The 17,719-nt window shown below is 73.8% G+C and carries 19 protein-coding genes; 11 read left to right on the top strand and 8 right to left on the bottom strand.

Annotated features, from left to right (window positions below):
• A complete protein-coding gene (locus tag ABZT87_RS08455) occupies window positions 1-1,188 on the bottom strand; it encodes a type VII secretion protein EccE (RefSeq protein WP_355134463.1) in 1,188 nt (395 codons plus the stop codon).
• Between the two features lie 159 nt (window positions 1,189-1,347).
• Between ABZT87_RS08455 and eccB the strand changes: the two genes are divergently transcribed.
• From eccB to ABZT87_RS08415, 8 genes are all read left to right on the top strand, one after another.
• On the top strand, window positions 1,348-2,874 hold the full coding sequence (gene eccB, locus ABZT87_RS08450) for a type VII secretion protein EccB (RefSeq protein ID WP_355134461.1): 1,527 nt from the start codon (window positions 1,348-1,350) through the stop codon (window positions 2,872-2,874).
• 88 nt (window positions 2,875-2,962) lie between these two features.
• The gene (locus ABZT87_RS08445; RefSeq protein WP_355134459.1) at window positions 2,963-3,331 is read left to right on the top strand and encodes a hypothetical protein; all 369 of its coding nucleotides are present in this window, start codon (window positions 2,963-2,965) and stop codon (window positions 3,329-3,331) included.
• On the top strand, window positions 3,324-4,613 hold the full coding sequence (locus ABZT87_RS08440) for a hypothetical protein (protein ID WP_355134457.1): 1,290 nt from the start codon (window positions 3,324-3,326) through the stop codon (window positions 4,611-4,613). Before ABZT87_RS08445 ends, ABZT87_RS08440 begins: the two co-directional genes overlap by 8 nt.
• 305 nt (window positions 4,614-4,918) lie before the next feature.
• Window positions 4,919-5,278 (top strand): hypothetical protein, encoded by a 360-nt coding sequence (locus tag ABZT87_RS08435; RefSeq protein ID WP_354861914.1) that lies wholly within the window; start codon window positions 4,919-4,921, stop codon window positions 5,276-5,278.
• A 271-nt stretch (window positions 5,279-5,549) separates the two neighbouring features.
• Complete coding sequence (locus tag ABZT87_RS08430; protein ID WP_354861912.1) at window positions 5,550-6,347, top strand: hypothetical protein; 798 nt, start codon at window positions 5,550-5,552, stop codon at window positions 6,345-6,347.
• Window positions 6,348-6,423: 76 nt separating this feature from the next.
• Window positions 6,424-6,762, top strand: coding sequence for a YkvA family protein (locus ABZT87_RS08425; protein WP_354861910.1), 339 nt, complete (start codon window positions 6,424-6,426; stop codon window positions 6,760-6,762).
• A 31-nt stretch (window positions 6,763-6,793) separates the two neighbouring features.
• The gene (locus ABZT87_RS08420) at window positions 6,794-7,201 is read left to right on the top strand and encodes a TIGR03618 family F420-dependent PPOX class oxidoreductase (protein ID WP_354861908.1); all 408 of its coding nucleotides are present in this window, start codon (window positions 6,794-6,796) and stop codon (window positions 7,199-7,201) included.
• A gap of 227 nt (window positions 7,202-7,428) precedes the next feature.
• Window positions 7,429-8,073 carry a C39 family peptidase gene (locus ABZT87_RS08415; RefSeq protein WP_354861907.1) on the top strand — a complete coding sequence of 215 codons (645 nt, stop codon included), beginning with the start codon at window positions 7,429-7,431 and terminating at the stop codon, window positions 8,071-8,073.
• 10 nt (window positions 8,074-8,083) lie between these two features.
• Here the strand turns inward: ABZT87_RS08415 and ABZT87_RS08410 are convergent, their stop codons facing one another.
• Window positions 8,084-9,406, bottom strand: coding sequence for an FUSC family protein (locus ABZT87_RS08410; RefSeq protein ID WP_355134455.1), 1,323 nt, complete (start codon window positions 9,404-9,406; stop codon window positions 8,084-8,086).
• A gap of 199 nt (window positions 9,407-9,605) precedes the next feature.
• Between ABZT87_RS08410 and ABZT87_RS08405 the strand changes: the two genes are divergently transcribed.
• Window positions 9,606-10,211 carry a hemerythrin domain-containing protein gene (locus ABZT87_RS08405; protein ID WP_354861962.1) on the top strand — a complete coding sequence of 202 codons (606 nt, stop codon included), beginning with the start codon at window positions 9,606-9,608 and terminating at the stop codon, window positions 10,209-10,211.
• A 70-nt stretch (window positions 10,212-10,281) separates the two neighbouring features.
• On the opposite strand, the gene ABZT87_RS08400 is transcribed toward ABZT87_RS08405, so the two are convergent.
• The gene (locus ABZT87_RS08400) at window positions 10,282-10,464 is read right to left on the bottom strand and encodes an antitoxin (protein ID WP_007454882.1); all 183 of its coding nucleotides are present in this window, start codon (window positions 10,462-10,464) and stop codon (window positions 10,282-10,284) included.
• 142 nt (window positions 10,465-10,606) lie between these two features.
• Between ABZT87_RS08400 and ABZT87_RS08395 the strand changes: the two genes are divergently transcribed.
• A complete protein-coding gene (locus tag ABZT87_RS08395; RefSeq protein WP_355134453.1) occupies window positions 10,607-11,785 on the top strand; it encodes an AI-2E family transporter in 1,179 nt (392 codons plus the stop codon).
• Here ABZT87_RS08395 and ABZT87_RS08390 read toward each other — a convergent pair.
• Window positions 11,780-12,457 carry a dienelactone hydrolase family protein gene (locus tag ABZT87_RS08390; protein ID WP_354861958.1) on the bottom strand — a complete coding sequence of 226 codons (678 nt, stop codon included), beginning with the start codon at window positions 12,455-12,457 and terminating at the stop codon, window positions 11,780-11,782. The genes ABZT87_RS08395 and ABZT87_RS08390 overlap by 6 nt on opposite strands.
• 181 nt (window positions 12,458-12,638) lie before the next feature.
• Here ABZT87_RS08390 and ABZT87_RS08385 point away from each other — a divergent pair, with 181 nt between their 5' ends.
• Window positions 12,639-12,818: a hypothetical protein gene (locus tag ABZT87_RS08385; protein ID WP_354861957.1), complete on the top strand. Its 180-nt coding sequence runs from the start codon at window positions 12,639-12,641 to the stop codon at window positions 12,816-12,818.
• 45 nt (window positions 12,819-12,863) lie between these two features.
• Here the strand turns inward: ABZT87_RS08385 and ABZT87_RS08380 are convergent, their stop codons facing one another.
• The 4 genes from ABZT87_RS08380 to ABZT87_RS08365 all read right to left on the bottom strand — a co-directional run bounded on the left by ABZT87_RS08380 (window position 12,864) and on the right by ABZT87_RS08365 (window position 17,686).
• Complete coding sequence (locus ABZT87_RS08380) at window positions 12,864-15,236, bottom strand: glycoside hydrolase family 65 protein (RefSeq protein ID WP_355066671.1); 2,373 nt, start codon at window positions 15,234-15,236, stop codon at window positions 12,864-12,866.
• Window positions 15,233-16,051, bottom strand: a complete 819-nt coding sequence (locus ABZT87_RS08375) for a beta-phosphoglucomutase family hydrolase (RefSeq protein ID WP_355066672.1) — start codon at window positions 16,049-16,051, stop codon at window positions 15,233-15,235. Before ABZT87_RS08375 ends, ABZT87_RS08380 begins: the two co-directional genes overlap by 4 nt.
• A gap of 61 nt (window positions 16,052-16,112) precedes the next feature.
• Window positions 16,113-16,577, bottom strand: coding sequence for a DUF4442 domain-containing protein (locus tag ABZT87_RS08370; protein WP_355066673.1), 465 nt, complete (start codon window positions 16,575-16,577; stop codon window positions 16,113-16,115).
• Window positions 16,578-16,639: 62 nt separating this feature from the next.
• The gene (locus ABZT87_RS08365; protein ID WP_355066674.1) at window positions 16,640-17,686 is read right to left on the bottom strand and encodes a hypothetical protein; all 1,047 of its coding nucleotides are present in this window, start codon (window positions 17,684-17,686) and stop codon (window positions 16,640-16,642) included.
• Window positions 17,687-17,719: the final 33 nt, after the last annotated feature.

Raw genomic sequence — 17,719 nt, 5'->3', positions numbered from 1 at the left:
TCAGCGGGGTTGCCGACGACCGGCGCCGCCCAGCGCCGACGCGACCGGCGCGCTGGCGTAGACGCCCGGGCCGTGCTGCCCGTCCATCGGCCGGGCCGGCGTGCCGGCGCGGTGCGCGACGTCCCGGACGACCTTGACCAGCGCCTCGACGTGGTTGTCCATGGCCGCGACCCGGAGCAGGGGCGCCGCCATGCGCCCGTCGGGCGACACCGCCGCGGCCACCGTGTGCGAGGGGGCCGACGTGGCGGTGATCGCGTCCACCAGCGGGCCCAGCGGCGCGTCCGGGCGGCCCCGCAGGGTCAGGCAGCGGTGCGTCCAGCCGCCGCCGCGCAGCCCCCGCCAGCTCTCCGTCGGCGGCTCCGGCACCAGGTCCAGCCCGGCGGCCGACACCACGGCGGCGCGCAGCTCGTCGCGACCCAGCGGCCGGTGGGCCAACCCGGCCGCCGTCAGCGCCTTGCCCAACCGGCCGATTCCGGCGGCCAGCGTCCGGTGGACGCCGGGCAGCCCGCCGCCCCGGCTCACCGTCTCGACCCGCGCGTCGTGGACCGTGAGCCGCAGCGCCACCCAGACGGTCCGGTGCGCCGCCGGCGGCGCACCGGGAGCCGGGTACCAGACCAGGGTGTGCGCGACCACCTGGGCCCTGGACACCGGGGCCGAGAAGTCGGCGAGGACCCGCAACGCGCGGTCCACGGTCGCCGCGTCCACCGAGCCGACCGCGGCGCCGGTGACCGGTTGCAGCGCGACAGCGGCGAACCAGCCCTGCTCGTCCTGCCCGATGCCGAGCCGGGTGCCCCGGTCGGTCAACTCGATGACGCCCAGCTCGGGTGCGAGCGCGGCCAGCCGGGGGTCCACGGCCGTCCCGCCGGCCAGCGCGGCCGCCGCCCGTTCGCGGCGGCGGCGCAGCCGGCGACGCAGCAGCACGTCGTCGAACCACCAGCGACCGCCACGGCGGGCGAACGCGGCCACCACGACCGCGACCGCCAGGGCGGCGACCGTGGCGAGCAGCCAGCTCGGCCCGGCCGTCGCGGCCCAGACGGCGAGGGCACACACCTCGAGTACGACGAGCTGGCCGACCAGCACCGGACCGATGCGACCCCGACCCGGCCGATCGGCCGCCGGGGTAGCCCGTACCGGGACGTCGGACGGCCTCGCGACCGCATCCGCGGGTGGCGCCTGAACCTGCGTCATCGCTGACTGTCCCTCCTGGACGGTACGACTCTGCGCCGGGTCGACCCGGCACAGATCCGGCGGCGGCCCCGAGGACCCGCCGTCGGCCCCTTATCGTAGGGAAGCCCGCGACGGCACCCCGAGGACATCGTCGCGGATCCACCCCGCCGGAGGTAAGTCATGCGGACCCGCCGCGATCAGGTGCAGGCGTACCGCTTCGTCACCCGTCGGATCGTCTCCGCGCTCGTGTCGGGCGATCCGGAGACGACCAACCTGCCGATGCGACGGCTCGGCATGGCGGTCTTCGGCAGTGTGATCGCCGCGGCGGTGGTGCTCGGCGGCGTGGGCGCGTACGGCCAGTTGACCGGGAACACCGCGCCACTGGAGGAGAACAGCCTGGTCATCGAGCGGGAGACCGGCGCGACGTACGTGTTCGCCGAGGGACAGCTGCATCCGACGCTCAACTACGCCTCGGCACGGCTGATCCTCAACGAGCCCGACCCCACGGTGCGCACCATGTCGCAGGCGGCGCTGCGCGACCGGCCACGGGGGCACACCGTCGGCATCGTCGGCGCGCCCGACGCGTTGCCGGACCGCAAGTCGTTGACCGGCCTGCCGTGGTCCGTCTGCGACGTGCCCGACGCGGCCGACCCGCGCCACTCCACCACCCGCGTCGTGATCGACCGCGCGCTGCCCGGCGGTGCGCCGCTCGGTGACCGGGCGGTGCTGGTCACCGTGGACGGTCAGCGGCACCTGCTCACCGGCAACTCCCGGCTCGAGGTACGCGGCGGTGACCAGGCGGTCGCGGCGCTGCGGATGACCGGCACGGCACCGCTGCCGGTCGGGCAGCAGCTGCTCAACGCCGTGCCGGCCGGGCCGCCGCTGCGCAAGCCGTCGCTGCCCGGAATGGGCGACCGCAGCGGGCTGAGCGTCGCCGGCCGACCCGCCACCATCGGTCAGGTCTTCCAGGCGGCGGGGCAGCACTACGTGCTCGCGCGGGAGGGTCTCGTCTCCATCAGTGAGATCACCGCCCTGCTGCTCATCAGTGGCGGCGGTCAGATCACCGACATCACGCCGGACCAGGCGGGTCGGCTGTTGACCGAGCAGCGGGTGGACGCGGACGGAATGCCCCGGACGCTGCCCACCCTGTACCAGGCCCGGGCCGGGCAGACGCTGCTCTGCGCGACGTACCGGGCCGGCAGCGCCGGTGGTCCCCCGACCACCACACTGGAGGTCTTCGACCGGGCTCCGGCGGAGTTGACGGCGGACGAGCCCGGCTCGGTGCCGGTGCGCCAGACCAACCGGGACGCGGTGCGCACGGCAGAGTCGGTGCTGCTGCCCGGCGGCAAGGGCGTACTGGCCCAGGCCGCGCCCGGCGCCGGCACCAGCGGGTCCGGTGCCGCCGGCGCGACGGTCTACCTGATCAGCCCGCAGGGCGTCCGGTATCCGCTCGGTTCCGCCGAGACGCTGGGGGCGCTCGGCTACGAAGGGGTCACCCCGCTGGCGGTGCCCGGCTCGCTGCTCGCGTTGATCCCGACCGGGCCCACCCTGGACCGGGAGGACGCGCTCGTGCAGTTCGCACCCGGTGACGCGCCGGCGTCCGCGTCCGTGCCGCAGCCGACGTCGTCCACCACGGCCACGGGCGCCCCGGCGAGCGGCGGCACGGGCGGTGGGCTGCCCAGGGCATCGACCGGCGCCGACGGCTGAGCCGTTCGGACGGGTCGCCCCGGGTCGCGGCAGTGGACTAACCTGGGTTCGCTGACGGTTGTCAACCAGAACGACGGGGATGTTTGCCATGACCGGGCGTACGGAAGTCGACCTGCTGTCCCTTGAGGACTTCCACAAGCACCTGGCGTCGCGGCTGAGTCAGGCCGAGTCGGTGCTGCGCAAGCTCAACACCGAGATGCAGTGCAGTCCACCGGCGTTGGGTTCGTTCACCGACGCCGCCCAGAACTCACGCCGCTACAGCGAGGTCCACCAGTCGTACGTGGATCAGGCCGAGCGGCTCCGGCAGGCGGTGCAGGCGGCGCAGCAGGCGACCAGCACCATCCTTGCCAACTACCGCACCGCCGAGGCGCGTAACGCGGCCAACGCCACCGACATCACGGCTGCGCTGACCGGTGTCGACCGGGCGTTGCAGCCGAAGGGGGACGGCAGTGTCTGAGTACACCCAGCGCTACCAGGACAAGAGCCACCGCGAGCTGTACGACGCGGTGATGGCCGGCAAGCCGGAGCAGATCGAGGGGATCGCCGCCCAGTGGGCCGCCCTCAAGGGCATCCTGGACGGCCTCGGCCGGGAGCTGAGCGGCGACCTGGAGAAGCTCGGCAACACCTGGACTGGCCCGGCGGGTCGGGAGTTCCAGCGCCGGCTGACGCTGATCGTCGATCACTCCGACGCGCTGGGCGAGGGCATGGCCGGCATCAAGCAGGGCCTCACCATGATGGCCGACCAGCTGCGCACCGCGCACAAGCAGGCCGAGAGCCCGGAAGAGACCGACGACAACGACCAGGCCATCTCGGGCGCGCTCAAGGGGGCCGCCTTCGGCCTGCCCGGTGCCGTGGTCGGGGGCATCATGGGCCACCAGCAGGACAAGGAAGAGCAGGAGAAGGCCCACCAGCGGATGGTGAACGTGGTGGCCGAGCTGGCCGCCGGCTACGACCTCTCCGCCTACGACCGGGTGGTCGACCCGCCCCACCCCCACCCGGAGACGCCGAAGACGACCAATCAGGACCGGCCGACGCCGCGCAGCGGCCCGGCCACCACGACGCCGTCGGCCGCTCCGACCGCCACCGGCCTGACCGCGCACACCGGCGGCGCGACAGTCGCGACGCCCGACGGGGTGGCACCTCCGCCGGCCGGCGGGGGCGGTTCCGTCCCCGGCCAGGACGGTGGCACCTCGGTCGTCGCCATCGGGCCGGAGGGCACCGGTAGCGACCCCGAGGGCAGCACCACCTCCCTCGCCAGCGCGGATCCGCTGCTCGGCGGGGCTCTGCTCACCGGCGGGGCGGCCGGGCTGGCCGGGCTGTCCGGGCCGACCACCACCGTGGCTGCCAGCGCCTCGGGCGGGCCGAGCCTGCTCTTCGGGGCACCGGGCGGGGCGCCGGCCGGTGGGGTGCTGCGCACCTCCGCGCTCGCCGGGTCGAGCAGCACGCCCACCACGGCGGCCCGGCCGACCGGCGGCGCTGCCGCCGCCGAGAGCCGGTCCGCCAGTGGCGTCGGGCGGAGCATCGACGGCCGCCGCGGTGAGTCCGGTCGGTCGGCCGCGGGTGGGCGCCAGGGTCTGACGGGCAACGGCCGGGGCGCCAACCGCCCCGGGGTGCTCGGCGGGCACGGTCGCCCCGAGGACGACGAGTCCGACGAGCGGCTGACCTGGCTGACCGAGGACGAGATGGTGTGGCAGGACGGCGGGGACGCCGCGCCGCCGGTGCTCGGCACCGCCGGCTGACCCCCCGACGGCGCCCGGCGCCGCATGAGATACCCGAGTGACCCCTGCCGCCTGCTGCGGCGGGGGTCACCGTGGTTCGGCCCTCGGCCCTCGGCCCTCGGCCCTCGGCCCTCGGCCCTCGGCCACCGGCCACCGGCCCCCGGCCCCCGGCCCCCGGCCCCCGGCCCCCGGCCCCCGGCCCCCGGCCCCCGGGATACGGTGCGGCCGCAGGTCAGCACCGTCCACAGTGGCGACGGTGGTGGCGGTCACTCCCATTCGCCCGCTGTCGTGCTGCGCCATGCCGGGTCGGGCGATAGGTTGGTCGGGTGTCGTCCGCAGCCCTGGTCCGCCCAGCCCGGTGGGCCGTGCTGTGGTCACTGCGGGAGCTGACCCGGCTGGCGGTCACCGCGCTGGTGCTCGCGGTCGGCCTCGGCGGCGCGCTCGCCGCCACCCCGCCGTCCGCTCAGGCGCAGCTGCGGCCCAGCGCCGTGAGCAGCCGGGTGGACGCCGTTCAGCCGGAGGCCGTCGCGGCCACCGAGCGGACGAGCCAGCCGGCCGCGCCCCGGCCGAGCAGCGACGCCATCGTCGCCGCGCCGACCGGCCCGGTCCTCGCGGGCGCGGAGCACACGTCGGCCGTTGAGCCCGGCCGCGGTACCCCGCCCCGACGCGGCCCTCCCACCAGCTGATCTCAGGCCGTCAGGCCACCCGACGCTCCCCGTGACCCGGCTCCGGGTCGTGCGTCCCGGTGTTCGGGTCGCCGCCACCGGCGCTACCCGCAGCCAGACCCGATCCGGCTCGCGAGATCCCGCCCAGCGGGGATCGGCCCGAGCCTCGGGCGGCCATCCGCAGCTCACCCCGACCACTCGGAGCCCGGCGCGTCGACACCAGTCGAGCGACCGGCCCGGTGCCGTCAGGACCCATCCGTCGATACCGTCGTTCGACCGCGAGGTGCTGATCATGCAGACCGTCCTCTCCGCCGTCCTGCCCGACGTGCCCCGGGCCGCCGCCATCTGGCTGAGCCTGCTCGGGGTGGTGGTGGTCGCCGTTGCCGCGCTCCTGCTGCGCCCCGGCCGGCTCCGCCTCGACCCGGCCGCCCGGATCCGCAACGCCGCCATGCCCAGCCAGCTCGAACAGGCGCTCCAGGAGCGGGAGCAGAGCCGCTACGCGCAGGAGGTCGCGGTGGCCGCCGAGCGCGCCACCACCACCGCCCAGCGTCGACGGGCGGAGTGGGTGGCCGCGCAGGAGACCGTCGAAGCCGCCTGGCAGGCGCTGGAGGCGGCCGAGGCCGGCGTACGACGGCTCGGCGCAGCGGCCGCGATGCCGCTGCCGCAGACCGCCCGGACCCCCGCCGAGTACGCCGACCGCGAGCGCTACCTGCACCGGGCCGCGCTGGACGCGTACTGGCGGCGGGAGCTGTCGGTGGAGCAGCTCAGCGACGTCTTCGCGCACCGCGACGGCTGGGACCCGCGGCTGCACCCCGTCGATCAGGAACTCGTGCTGCAGCGGGCGATCCGCGACAATCTGGCCGCCCGGCACGTCGCGGCCCAGGAGCGGGAGCAGGCGGCCTGGCGGGCCGCGGAGCTGGCCGTGGCGGCGGCTCGTAGCCTTCGCGAGGAGGCCCACGCGGCGACCGGGCGGCGGGTGGCGGAGTCGGCGTCGGTGCTGCCGCTCAGCGAGGTCCTCCGGCCGCCGACCGAGCAGACCCGGGAGAACGCGGTGGTCGCCCGCGGTCGGGCGGCGGTCCCGGCGTTCTGACCCGGTGGCCCGGCGGTTCCGGTTTCGCGACCCGGCGAACCGGGCCGGGCCGGCGCTGGTGGGTTAGCGTGACGGCATGTCCCGACAGGCGTGGGTCCTCGTGGTGATCGCCGGCATCCTGGCGATCGCCACACTGGTCGGCGCGGTGGTGCTGGCGGTACGGGTGGTGCGCACGAGGCGGCTGCTGACCGGGCTCGGCGCGGGCGGCAAGATCGCCTTCTACGGGGCGCTGATCTACACGATCTTTCCGGTGGACATCCTCCCGGACCCGATCTACCTGGACGACATGGGTGTTCTGGCCGGCGCGCTGATCTATCTCACGCGGCTCGTGCACAAGCGCCGGGCGGCCGGCCTTCGCCTGCCCGGGCAGCCGGACGCGCCGCCGGATCCGGACCGCGCCCGCTCCGTACGATGATCGAGGTTGGCGCACAGGACGGGGGACGGACGTGGCGGGCGATCATCGGCTGGACATCCGCGACGACCGGGTGGCCGCCTTCTGCGCGGAACGGCACCTGGCGACACTGACCACCCTGCGCGCCGACGGCACCCCGCACGTGGTGCCCGTCGGGGTCACTCTCGATCCGGCGGCCGGGCTGGCCCGGGTGATCACCTCGGGTACGTCCCGCAAGGCTCGCCAGGTGGCCGCCGCCGGCGCCGACGGCACTCCGGTGGCGGTCTGCCACGTGGACGGCCGCCGCTGGTTGACGATCGAGGGCCGGGCGGTGCTCCGGTCGGACCGAGCCGCCGTCGCGGAGGCGGAGCGCCGCTACGCCGAGCGGTATCGGACCCCGCGCCCGAATCCGGAGCGCGTGGTCATCGAGATCACCGTGACCGGGCTGCTCGGGAGCCTCTGAGCCGCACTGGCCCGCTGTCCGCTTCACGCCGCCATGCCCGTTTGGGGCCCTCCCGCGGCCGCGCGCGGTCTCGCGGAATCTCGCACCGGCGGTAGCCGTTGCACCTGGTCACGACGCCCCCAGCGGCAGCCGGCGACGGAATGTCGGCCGAAGCAGGGCCGTTACGTCCCCGGTACGCACGGCCGAGACCGCCACGGAGGCGGCTACCCCCGAACGGAGACTCGACCATGAACCCGATCGTGCAGAAGAGCGGCCTGTCCGTCGTCGGCCTGCTGGTCGCCGGCGGTTGCGCCCTCGGCCCTGCGGTCGCCGCGCAGGCAGCGCCCGCGCAGGGCGCCCCGCCCTCGTCGAGCCAGACCAACCGGAGCGCGGAGCGCATTCTCGACGTGGACTACCAGGCCCAGCCGAACTTCTTCTACTGCGGCCCGGCCGCGACCCGGATTGCGCTCTCCGCGCAGGGCAAGGCGCTGTCCCAGGACGAGGTGGCCAAGCGGCTCGGCACCACCGAGGCGGGCACACCGTCGGCCCTGGACACCACCCGCGTGCTCAACGAGCTGACCGGCGGTCGCTACCGGACCACCGAGATCCGTGACTCGGTGGCCCGCCCCGACCAGGTCGAGCAGCTGCGCCGGGACGTCCTGGCCGCGATCGACGCCGGCCGACCGGTGGTGGCCAACATCAAGGGCACGACCGTGGACACCGACGGCAACCCGCACTCGTACGAGGGCGGCCACTACCTGACGCTCGTCGGCTACCGCGACGGCGGGGACAGCATCCGCGTCGCCGACCCAGCCGACCCGGCACTCGGCGAGTACTGGATGAGCCTGCCGAAGGTCGCCAACTGGATCGCCGAGCGCGGCTACTCCTCCTGACCCTGACGGTTCACCGGGCCGGTCTCTTCCTCGCGGAGAGGCCGGCCCTGTCGTCGCGTCTGCGGGAGGCGTGGTGCGCTCGCCGACGCGCCCGGGTGGCCCGAGTCGGCCGGGCGCGGTGCAGATGGTGTCGGGTCGGCGGGGAGATGGCCGCCTCGCCGGCACCGGCCGCCTTGCGCACGATCCGGTTGGCGTCGTCGGGCTCGCACCCCGCCGCCCGGAGCAGGTCGCTGGCCGCGGTGCGCAGGCCGGTGACGAGGGCGTCGCCGAACGACCTGACCCCGGTCGCGGCTGCCCGTCCGGCCAGCTCGGCACACTCCTCGACCAGCTTCCGGGTGCACCGCGGGGTCTCGCCGACCCGGCACTCCGTCCGCATCTCCGCCACCGCCTGTCCCAGCCGGGCGATCGCGTCCGGCAGCTCCGCCGGAATCGGCTCGTCGTACTGCAGGGCGGTCGTCGACCAGCGGGCCAGCGCGTGGCTGTCCAGCAGCAGCCGCTCCAGGTGCGACGCGCTGCGGGCGTACCGGTGGAACTGTTGACGGCGGTGCCAGCGTGCCGGCGCGATGGTGACCACCTCCTCCGCCCCACTCAGCGAGTCGTTCAGGCGCCCCACGTCGCCCTCGGTGCCGCGAAGCCGCTCCAGAACACCCTGCGTTCGGTCGACGTCGCGCTGCCGTACCGCCTCCGCCAGCTCGGCGAGTTGCTCGCGCAGGACCGCGAAGATCGGCGTGGCGGCGCGGTCGAGCACCCGTATCGGGTTGATGGGCAGGAGCAGCGCGACCACCAGGAGGCCGACCGCGCCGCCGACGAGCGCGTCGAAGATCCGGGGCAGCTCCAGGCCACGTTGCATCGGGGCCAGCGTGGCGATCAGCACCGCGGTACCGCCAGCCTGGCCGACCAACGGCCCGCCCTTACCGGCCACCAGGAGGGCGCTGGCGACGGCCAGGGCGACGACCACGCCGGTCTGCCACGGCCCGGAGCCGACGATGAAGCGCAGCGCGTCACCGATGACGATGCCCAGGCCGACGCCGAACAGCAGCTCGAAGGTTCGTCGGGCCCGCTGGCCGATGGCGGTGGCGATCGTACCGACGGCGGCAGCCGGGGCGAAGACGTGCGCTCCGGGGCCGAGGAAGTGCTGGGCGATCAGGGCGGCGAGCGCGGCGGCCAGCCCAGCCTGGATCGAGATGACCAGGGTGACCTCCCACTGCCGGGCCCGGATCCGGCTGGCCTGCCCGCTGCGGTGTCGCACCCGCTCGACCGCCTGGCCGCTCCGCTCGGCGGCCTCGCCGAGCGGTGACCGGTCCCGGTCGGCTGGTGGGCGGTCGTCGGCCATGGCGGCGGTTACCCCGGGGACGTCCGGCCAATCGTGCCCCTCCGTCCCGCACACACCAGAGACACCGCTGGCACCAGCCGTCGGGGCGACCACGGACGACGGATCCGCCGTCAAATCCATCGGCGACCGTAGGTTTGCCCGACCGCTGCGGGGTACCAGGGGCCACACACCCACCGACCGCAACCGGTAAGGGGCCCAGATGAGCAATCCACAGACCACCGGCGATGAGGATGTCGTCGACATCCTCATCGCCGACCACCGCGAGGTCGAGACCCTCTTCGTCGAGCTGGAGACGCGGCAGGGCACGCCCGAGTACCGCCGGCAGCTCACCGACGTGCTGATCGCCGAGCTGGTCCGGCATGCGGTGGCCGAGGAGGCGTACGTCTATCCGACGGCTCGCAAGGCGCTGCCCGACGGCGACCAGATCGCCGACCACGAGATCGACGAACACGCCGACGCCGAACGGACCATGAAGGACCTGGAGTCGGTTGACCCGTCCGACCCCCGCTTCGACGAGCTGCTCGCCAACCTGACCAGCACCATCCGTCACCACGTGCAGGACGAGGAGAACGACCTCTTCCCCCGGCTGCGCGCGGCCACGGCCCGTGAGGAGCTGGTCGAGCTGGCCGGGAAGGTGACGGCGTTCAAGAAGGTGGCGCCGACCCGGCCCCACCCGAGCGCGCCGGACCGCCCGCCGGCGAACAAGCTGCTCGCCCCCGGCACCGGGCTGATCGACCGGCTGCGTGACGCACTGCGCGACCGGCCGACGTCGATGGACGAGCTACGCGAGAAGCAGCAGCGCTGACCGACGTACCGTCCGACAGGGACAATCCCGGGCCGCCGACACCTCGGCGGCCCGGGAGACGTCCGGTTCGTCAGCGGACCTGGTCACCCTCACCGGTACGCGCCTGCGCCTGATCCACGCCCTTGTCGATCTGGTCGTCGTACTTGCCGCCCGTGCGCTTGTCGGCCATGTCGCCGGCCTTCTCCATGCCCTGGTCGACCTGCTTGTCGTGCTTGTCCGCGACGTCCTTGGCCTTGTCCATGAAGTCACCCACGGCGCTCCTCCTCGGATCGTTTCCACTTGCGTTCCCTGGGCCTGTCGGCGCAAACACCGACGGTCCGGACGGGGATGGCGCGATTCGGGTGTCGGTGCATCGCCGGCCGGGTACCGACTCGCCGAGATCGAGGAGGGCCGACATGACGGCAGACGAACCCGGGGCGGACGCCGCGCCGACAACCGGCACCGCGTCCACAACCGGCACCGCGTCCACAACCGGCACCGCGGCGACGACCGGTGAGACCGGTGAGACCGGCCCGCGCCAGGCGTGGGCCAGCCTGCCCTGGCTGGTCCGAAGCGCGGTGGTGTGGAGCGCCTGCCTGGTGGTGATCGTCGCCGGGCTCTATCTGCTGGGCCGGATCGCCGTCCTGCTGGCGCCACTGGCCATCGCGCTGGCCGCCACCATCTTCCTCACCGCGCTGCTCGACCCGGTGCTGCTCCGGCTGCGCCGCCTGCGCCTGCCCGCGGCACTGGCCGCGCTGCTCACCGTCCTGCTGCTGCTCGGCATCCTGGTGGGGGTCGGCGCGCTGGTGTGGAACCTGACCGCCAGCCAGTTCGACCAGCTCAGTCAGGAGCTGACCCAGGGGCTCGACCGCAGCCGTGACTTCGTCACCTCCACCCTGCCGGTCAGCGACGCCCAACTCGACAAGCTGGTCGACCAGGCCCGGGAGGGGCTCAGCGGCAGTTCTCCGGACCCGGTGGCGGGCGCCCGGACGGCCAGCGAGGTCGTCGGCTCCGCGCTGCTCGCCCTGGTGCTGCTCTTCTTCCTGCTCAAGGACGGCAGGTCGATGTGGCACTGGGTGCTGTCCCGGATGACCGGCCCGAACCGACCGGTGGTGGCCGAGGCCGGCCGGGCCGGCTGGCAGACGCTGGGCGCGTACAGCCGGGGGACCATGCTGATCGCCGCGATCGACGCGATCGGCATCGGCCTGGCCCTGGTGCTGCTACGGGTGCCGCTGGCCCTGCCGCTGGCGCTGATCACCTTCCTCGGCGGCTTCGTACCGATCATCGGGGCGACGGTGGCCGGCGCGGTGGCGGTGCTGGTGGCGTTGGCGGCCAACGGGCCGACGACCGCCCTGCTCACCCTCGCCGCGGTGGTCGCGGTGCAGCAGATCGAGGGCAACCTGTTGGAGCCGCTGGTCATGAAGCGGCAGGTGCGCCTGCACCCGGCCGTCATCCTGGTGGCGGTCACCGCGGGCACCCTGATCGCGGGCATCGCCGGCGCCTTCGTCAGCGTTCCGATCACCGCCGTTCTCTGGCGAGTCATCGACACCGTTCAGCGCCGCCGCTCCACCACGGACGCGCCGGCACTGTCATGAGCGGCGCGGCGCGGCGGTCGTCCGGGCGAGATGGGTGGTGAACCAGGTGCCGGCGTGTTCGGCGACCTGGTCGAGCGCGCCGGGCTCCTCGAAGAGGTGGGTGGCCCCCGGCACCACCCACAGTTCGCCGACCTCCCCCAGCTCGGTGAGCGCCTGCTCGTTGAGCGTGAGCACTTCCTCGTCCAGGCCGCCGACCAGCAGCAGCGTCGGGGTACGCACCTGGGCCAGGGCGGCGCCGGCCAGGTCGGGTCGGCCGCCCCGGGAGACCACCGCCCCCACCCGGTCGGCGCGGTACGCGGCCGCGACCAGCGCGGCGGCGGCGCCCGTGCTGGCACCGAAGAGACCGATCGGCACGTCACCGGCGGGGCTCTCGACCGCCAACCAGTCGACGATCCCGGCCAGCCGGCTGGCCAACATCCCGATGTCGAAGCGCAGTTCGGCGGTGCGCGTGTCGAGCTCGTCCTCGTCCGGGGTGAGCAGATCCACCAGCACGGTGGCGAGGCCGCGGTCGGTCAGCGTCCGGGCCACCGCGACGTTGCGTGGGCTGTGCCGCGAGCTACCGCTGCCGTGCGCGAACAGCACCACGCCGACCGGCCGTGGGGGCAGCATCAGATCGGCGGGAAGCTGGGCGTCCCGGATCGGAATGGTCACCGTGCTGCGCTGCTCGTCCATGCCGCACCTCCGCGTGCTCGCCTCTGGCCCGCTTACCCCACCCGCCGCGTCGCACGCGCCCCGCGCCCGCCGCATCGCGCGGCTTCCGGGGCGGCGTTTGCCGGGTGGGCCGCCGGGTACGCGACGACCGACCGCAGACCGTGTCGGCGCACCGGCGCCCCGACGGATCGCGAGGATCAGCATGGCCAAGCAGCAGATCTCCCGGCAGCAGCAGATGACCGAGCGCGACCAACGTGAACAGGACGCGGAGCGCAACCAGGACTTCGGGGACCAGGCCGCCTCGGCCCGGCTGCCCGACGATCCCAAGGCGGCCGCACCCCGCGACGCGATCGGGCGGCCCTCGACCGGCGAGCCGGTCTGACGTACGCGCGTGACGGCCGGGGCGGGAGTGCTCCCGCCCCGGCCGTCACTGCTCGTGCTCGGGCAGCCGCAGCAACGGCGACCGGCCCGGTGGCTGCTCCGGCGGCGGCCCCGAGGGCTCGGCCGGCGGCACCGGCACGGTCACCGGCTCATTGCAGGTGACCCGCAGCATCTGGTCGTGGTGGCGGAGCTCCACGACGTCGTCCGGGCCCCCGTGGCGCAGCGAGTACGTCGTCTGGTGCGGCCGGACGTCCACCCGCAGCGCCAGCCCGCGCCACTGAACGGAGAACTCCAGGCGGCTGAGCCGGCTGGAGAGCCGGGGCGCGAACGACAGCTCACCGTCGTGATCGCGCAGCCCGCCGAACCCGCTGACCAGGGCGAGCCACGCGCCGGCCAGCGAGGCCATGTGCACGCCGTCGCGCGTGTTCTCGTTGAGGTCGTGCAGGTCCATGAGCGCGGCCTCGCGCAGGTAGATGTGCGCCAGGTCGGGATGGCCCACCTCGGCGGCGAGCACCGACTGGGTACAGGCCGACAGCGACGAGTCGCGCACCGTCCGTCGTTCGTAGTAGAGGAAGTTGCGCACCTTCTGCTCGGGGGTGAACGCGTCCCCCCGCCAGTGCATGGCCAGGACCAGGTCAGCCTGCTTGACAACCTGTTTGCGGTACAGATCGAAGTACGGGTAGTGCAGCAGCAGCGGGTACTTCTCCGCGGGCGTGTGCGGGAAGTCCCACTCCTGCAGCCGGGTGAACCCCTCCACCTGCTGGTGCACGTCCAGCTCGTGGTCGTACGGCACGTGCATCGAGGTCGCCGCGTCCCGCCAGCTCGCCGCCTCCTCGTCGGTGACACCGAGGTGGAACGCCTCATCCCGGTAGCGCATCACGACCTCGGCGGCGGTGAGCAAATTCCGCTGGGCCATCAGGTTGGTGTAGACGTTGTCGTTCTTCACCGCCGTGTACTCGTCGGGGCCGGTGACCCCGTCGATGTGGAACTGGCCGTGCCGGTCGTGGTGCCCGATCGAGCGCCACAGCCGGGCGGTCTCGACCAGCAGCTCCAGACCGATCTCCCGCTCCATGACGGTGTCCCCGGTGACCAGCACGTACCGGCGGACCGCGTCGGCGATGTCGGCGGCGATGTGGAACGCCGCGGTGCCTGCCGGCCAGTACCCGGAGGATTCCGGCCCCTCGATGGTCCGCCAGGGAAAGGCAGCGCCCTTGAAGCCGAGCGTCTCGGCCCGTTCCCGGGCCTGCCCCAGCGTGCTGTGCCGCCACTGCAAGGCGCTGCGCACCGCGCTCGGCTGGGTGTACGTGAGCACCGGCAGGACGAACATCTCGGTGTCCCAGAAGGCGTGCCCGTCGTAACCGGGGCCGGTCAACCCCTTTGCCGAGATCGGTCGCTGCTCGGCCCGGGCGCCGGCCTGGAGCACGTGGAACAGACCGAACCGCACGGCCTGCTGGATCTCCGGATCGCCCTCGACCAGCACGTCGGCCGCGTCCCAGAACTCGTCGAGGTAGTTGCGCTGCTCCCGGTGCAGACCGTCCCAGCCGTCCAGCCGGGCCCCGGCGAGCGCCGCGCCGACCTGGTCGCGGAGCGCGGGCAGCGAACGGCGGCTGGACCAGCTGTACGTCAGGTACTTGACCACCCGCAGCTTCTCGCCGGGCCGGAGCACGCAGCCGACGGTGGTGCGAACCCAGTCCTCGTACCCCTCGGACTCGATGGTGGTGTGGTCCGGGCCGTGCACCTCGTGCTCCATGGCGGCGGCCACCCGCAGCCCGGAGACCTTGGTGCGGTGGATCAGCTGCCCGCCGTCCGGTGTGGTCAGCTCCTCCTCGGCCTGCAACGGCGACTCCAGCACCGCCGCGACCCGGGGGTCCTTGCTCTGCGCCGGCAGCGACTCGTTGGCGACCAGTTCGGACTGGACGATCAGCCGCAGCGGGCCGTCGACGGCCTCCACCTCGTAGCTGATCGCGGCGACCGACCGCTGGGTGAACGACACGAGCCGGGTGCTGCGGACCTTGACCTCACGGCCGGCCGGCGAGCGCCAGTGCAGCTCCCGGTGCAGGGTGCCGGCCCGCATGTCGAGGATGCGCTCGTGCGACAGCAGCTCGCCGTAGCGGACGTCGAGCGGTTCGTCGTCGACGAGCAGCCGGATCAGCTTGCCGTTGGTGACGTTGACGATGGTCTGCCCGGACTCGGGGAACCCGTAGCCGGCCTCCGCGTACGGCAGCGGACGCAGCTCGTAGAACGAGTTGAGGTAGGTGCCGGGCAGGCCGTGCGGCTCGCCCTCGTCGAGGTTGCCGCGCAGACCGACGTGGCCGTTGGAGAGCGCGAAGACCGACTCCGACTGGGCCAGCACGTCCATGTCCAGGCGGGTCTCCCGGATGTGCCAGGGCTCGACGGGATAGGCCCGTTCCCGGATCACGCGAGGCCCCGCTCGCCGGTGGGCGCCCGGCCAGCGGTGTCGCCGGCGGGGCGGGGCGCCGGCGGGTCGGCGTCGCCCGCGTCGAGCAGGTCGGCGAGATCCTTCACCACGACGTCGGCGCCGTGTGCGAGCAGTTCGTCGGCCTGTCCCACCCGGTCGACACCGATCACATACCCGAAGCCGCCGGCCCGGCCGGCGGCCACCCCGGAGAGCGCGTCCTCGAAGACGGCGGCCTGGGTGGGGTCCACACCGAGGATCCTGGCCCCGGCCAGGAAGGTGTCGGGCTGCGGCTTGCCGCGCAGCTTCTGCTCGCGGGCGACGAGCCCGTCGACCCGCGCCTCCAGAAGGGCCTCCAGCCCGGCCGCGGCGACCACCTCGCGCCCGTTGGCGCTCGCGGTGACCACCGCCCGACGCAGCCCGGCGGCGGCCGCCGCCCGCAGATAACGCACCGAACCCGGGTAGACCTCGACTCCGGAGGTGCGCAGCTGTTCCAGCAGCAGGACGTTCTTGCGGTTGCCGACACCGTTGACGGTGTCGGCGTCCGGCGGGTCGTCGGGGCTGCCCTCGGGGAGCACGATCCCCCGGGAGCCGAGGAACGACCGGACGCCGTCGGCGCGGGGCCGGCCGTCGACGTAGCGGTTGTAGTCCGGGCCGGGGTCGAACGGCTGGAAGGGTTCTCCGGTTGCCGTGGCCCGCTGCCGCAGGAACTCGTCGAACGTCTTCGTCCAGGCGGCGTTGTGCACCCGGGCGGTCTGCGTCAGCACACCGTCCAGATCGAAGAGACAGGCGGTCACATGAGCAGGTAGGCCCAGCACGGTACGAATCTAACCACCCGGCCCGGCCCGCAAACCCGTTTTCGGCCGCCCGTGGCCTGGCTCAGTTCGGCCGCAACGTCCAGATCACCGTCATCGCCGAGGTGGTCGTGCCGTCCTCGGTGGCGATCTCCACCTCGACGGCGAACTCGGGCCGCCGACCGGACTCCAGCTCGGCGATCACCTCCGGGGCGGGCCGCCCGAGCCGCGCGGCGGCCAGCACCGGCCCCCGGGCCAGCTTGCGGTAGGCGATCTCGGCCCGGACGGCGAGCGGCACGCAACGGTCGAGCAGCTGCCCGAAGGCGGCCAGCACGACCGCGCCGGAGGCCGTCTCGCCGAGCGTGAACATCGCCCCGGCGTGCGGGCCGCCGACGTGGTTGTGGGTCGCCGGCGTGTCGGGGAGTCGGACGACGGCCCGCACCCCGCCGTCCGCCTCCGGTGCCACCTCGACGAATTCGATGCCGAGCGTACGGGCGAACGGCACCGCTTCCAGGATGCCGGCCGCCACCTGGCGGGAGTCGATGGTCATAGCCCGACGTTACTTCTCGGTAACCAGGGCGGCAACCAGGGTTTTTCCCGGCTACCGATGGGTCAGAGGTTGGCGATCGTCCGCAGGATCTCCGCGTAGAAGTTGCCGTCGATGCTGCGGAAGAGCGAGAAATCCTGACCCGGGTCACCGAAGAACGGACGCAGCGTCCACGCCAACTGGGTGCCGACGAACCCGAAGAGCAGGATCCAGATGTAGAGCAGCGTCATGCTGGCCGGCCGCTGCGTCGGCTCGCCGCGCCGGGCCGGCGGGGTGGCCCACGGACGCTGCGCCGCCGGGTAGCCGGGCGGCATCATGCCGGGCGGGAACGAGCCGGGGGCCGGCTGTCCGCCCCACTGGGCCGGGACGTGGGCCGGGACGTGCGCCGGGGTCTGCACCGTCGGCGTCGCGGCGGGCGTGCCACCGTTCGCGGCCGACCCCGCCACCGCTGCTCCCGCCGACACGGCGACCGGCTCGGCACCCGCATCGGCGGACGAGGCCGCACCGGCGGGCACGCTGGCCGGCACCGAACCGGCGGGCACGGCAGCCGGCACCGCCGGCGCTTGGGCGTTGACCTGGCCCGCGGCCCCGGCCGTGGCCACCGCCGGGGCGAGCAGGCCGTGGTCGTTGAGCACCTGCATCCCGCCGGTCAAAAAGCGCAGCCCGACCAGCGCCGACAGCGTCAGGATGGCGACGTTGAGCAGCTTGAAGAAGCCGTAGTCGGGCGCGGTGATCAGGAAGAAGAGGCTGATCGGTGCGAACGCCACCGCGAGCATCGACGTGACCGTGATCGCGACCATCACCAGCGCTAGCGACTGGCGCACCGACAGCCGGGCGCCGAACACCAGGTTGAACAGATAGAGCGTGGGCAGGCAGATGGCCAGCGTGACCAGGAACAGCAGCGGCAGTTTCAGCGCGGACGTGAGCGCCATCAGCGGGCTGTGGAACGCCCCGAGCACCGCGCCGTAGCAGGCGAGCGCGATGGCGGAGCTGGCCAGCATCCGCCCGGTCAGCGCGTTGAGGTCGCCCTCGGCCACGATCTGCTGCCAGATGCCCTGCCGGTCGCGCAGGATGCGCTCGATGACGAGCGGGCTGGGACGGTCACCCGACACGGGTGCACCCCTTTCGGTGTGTCACATAGTGGA

Origin of the sequence: Micromonospora sp. NPDC005237 (assembly GCF_040607775.1) — a bacterium.
In the GTDB taxonomy this organism is placed as follows: domain Bacteria; phylum Actinomycetota; class Actinomycetes; order Mycobacteriales; family Micromonosporaceae; genus Micromonospora.
Note: the sequence above shows the minus strand (reverse complement) of the source record. Positions and strands in the feature narration are given on the sequence as shown.

Excerpts from the sequence above, each read along its gene's own strand:
- ABZT87_RS08445 (WP_355134459.1), top strand. The coding sequence starts at position 2,963 with ATGACCGGGCGTACGGAAGTCGACCTGCTGTCCCTTGAGGACTTCCAC.
- ABZT87_RS08370 (WP_355066673.1), bottom strand. The coding sequence starts at position 16,577 with ATGACCATCGACTCCCGCCAGGTGGCGGCCGGCATCCTGGAAGCGGTG.
- ABZT87_RS08395 (WP_355134453.1), top strand. The coding sequence starts at position 10,607 with ATGACGGCAGACGAACCCGGGGCGGACGCCGCGCCGACAACCGGCACC.
- ABZT87_RS08385 (WP_354861957.1), top strand. The coding sequence starts at position 12,639 with ATGGCCAAGCAGCAGATCTCCCGGCAGCAGCAGATGACCGAGCGCGAC.
- eccB (WP_355134461.1), top strand. The coding sequence starts at position 1,348 with ATGCGGACCCGCCGCGATCAGGTGCAGGCGTACCGCTTCGTCACCCGT.
- ABZT87_RS08405 (WP_354861962.1), top strand. The coding sequence starts at position 9,606 with ATGAGCAATCCACAGACCACCGGCGATGAGGATGTCGTCGACATCCTC.
- ABZT87_RS08425 (WP_354861910.1), top strand. The coding sequence starts at position 6,424 with ATGTCCCGACAGGCGTGGGTCCTCGTGGTGATCGCCGGCATCCTGGCG.
- ABZT87_RS08455 (WP_355134463.1), bottom strand. The coding sequence starts at position 1,188 with ATGACGCAGGTTCAGGCGCCACCCGCGGATGCGGTCGCGAGGCCGTCC.
- ABZT87_RS08415 (WP_354861907.1), top strand. The coding sequence starts at position 7,429 with ATGAACCCGATCGTGCAGAAGAGCGGCCTGTCCGTCGTCGGCCTGCTG.
- ABZT87_RS08430 (WP_354861912.1), top strand. The coding sequence starts at position 5,550 with ATGCAGACCGTCCTCTCCGCCGTCCTGCCCGACGTGCCCCGGGCCGCC.
- ABZT87_RS08410 (WP_355134455.1), bottom strand. The coding sequence starts at position 9,406 with ATGGCCGACGACCGCCCACCAGCCGACCGGGACCGGTCACCGCTCGGC.
- ABZT87_RS08390 (WP_354861958.1), bottom strand. The coding sequence starts at position 12,457 with ATGGACGAGCAGCGCAGCACGGTGACCATTCCGATCCGGGACGCCCAG.